The 1,312-nt window shown below is 71.2% G+C and carries 1 protein-coding gene; it reads right to left on the reverse strand.

Annotated elements, in window-relative coordinates:
- Positions 1-49 precede the first annotated feature (49 nt).
- Positions 50-1,207 carry an ISAs1 family transposase gene (locus ABGB11_RS42390; protein WP_347641364.1) on the reverse strand — a complete coding sequence of 386 codons (1,158 nt, stop codon included), beginning with the start codon at positions 1,205-1,207 and terminating at the stop codon, positions 50-52.
- Between the last annotated feature and the right edge of the window lie 105 nt (positions 1,208-1,312).

Genomic DNA, 1,312 nt, shown 5'->3' on the forward strand with positions numbered 1-1,312 from the left:
CAGGGACCCGGCAAAGTCGTGAAAAGAGGGTGTGACCTGGGGTTGTCGTTCATGTGGTCTGGAGCAGTGTGACGGTGCGTTGCGGGTCGCGGGCGTGGTGCCGGTTGGCAGCGGCGATGTTGTCGTGCCCGGCCAGGCGGAGCAGGCTGATCGCCAGGCTGCGCAGCGTGGCCATCACGCGGGGCGCGTTCCCGGTCCTGACCAGCGATTTGTCCTCCTGGTAGGTGACGTCCCGGACCCAGTGGAGCCGGTTCTCGATCAGCCAATGCCCTCTCACCCACGACGCGAGGGTCGCCGGGTCGGCGGCCCGGCCGTCGGCGCTGGTGACCAGGTAGACCACCTCGACCGTCTTCTTCCCGCGCCGGGTGACGGTCCTGCGTAGCTGCGCGACCTGGGCCGCGCCGGTGAACCCGGTCCATGCCGGGGCGGAGGCGACCTTGATCGTGCGGCGAGTCCGGCGGCCGCGCCCCGTGGTCACCGTCGACACCGCCGGGACATCGGCCCAGGGCAGCCTCTTCAGCCGCCGGTACAGCCCCGGCATGTTGCCCTTCACCGTCATCACGTAGTCCGCACCCCGGCCGACGACCAGTTCGGCGGTGCCGGTCTGCGTGTGCAGGGCGTCCATGGTGACCACCGCCCCGGCCAGGTCCGCAAAGGCCCGCAGCAGGTCCCGGACGGCGGGGATCTCGTTCGATCTGGCAGCGACCGCGACCTGCCCGAGCACCGCACCGGCGCCGTGCGCCAGGGCCGCGACCAGATGCGGCGCTTTGCCGCCCTTGCGCTTGGCGCCGCGGACGGTCTTGCCGTCGACCGCGATCACCAGCCGGTCACCGACGCGAGCGGCCCGTGTCCACAGCCAGGCCCCCAGGACCGCGTCCAGCCTGTCGGCATCCAGGGCGGCGAACGCCCGCCGGAACGTCGACTCCTCCGCCGGCCCGCGGGTCGCGCCCAGCGCGTGAAGCACCTGGTCACCGGCATCGGCGGCCCACTGCCCGATCGCCGCGAACGACCGTGACCCGGCCACCACCGCTGCGATTCCCACCGCGAGCAACCCCGCCAGGGTGTGGCGCCGGCCACGTCGCTTACGGGGATCGGGCACCTGCGCGAGCAGATCAAGCAGGTACTGGCCACGAGCGGCGGAAACACAGGAGAATGTCATCGGCGGGTGGGTCCTGTCAGCGGCGATGGTGAGCGTGAGAACTTCCATCGAACCGCGCGGGCCCCACCCGCTACTTGCGAACCCCCAAACCCGCCTACCGGACCAGCGATCCCGCAGGTCACACCCTCATTTCACGACCTTGCCGGATCCCTG

The sequence above is a fragment of the Actinomadura sp. B10D3 genome, assembly GCF_039871695.1.
Taxonomy (GTDB): Bacteria; Actinomycetota; Actinomycetes; order Streptosporangiales; family Streptosporangiaceae; genus Spirillospora; species Spirillospora madurae.

What these genes read in the sequence shown, in the direction of transcription:
- ABGB11_RS42390 (WP_347641364.1), bottom strand. Translation starts at nt 1,207, where the DNA reads ATGGAAGTTCTCACGCTCACCATCGCCGCTGACAGGACCCACCCGCCG.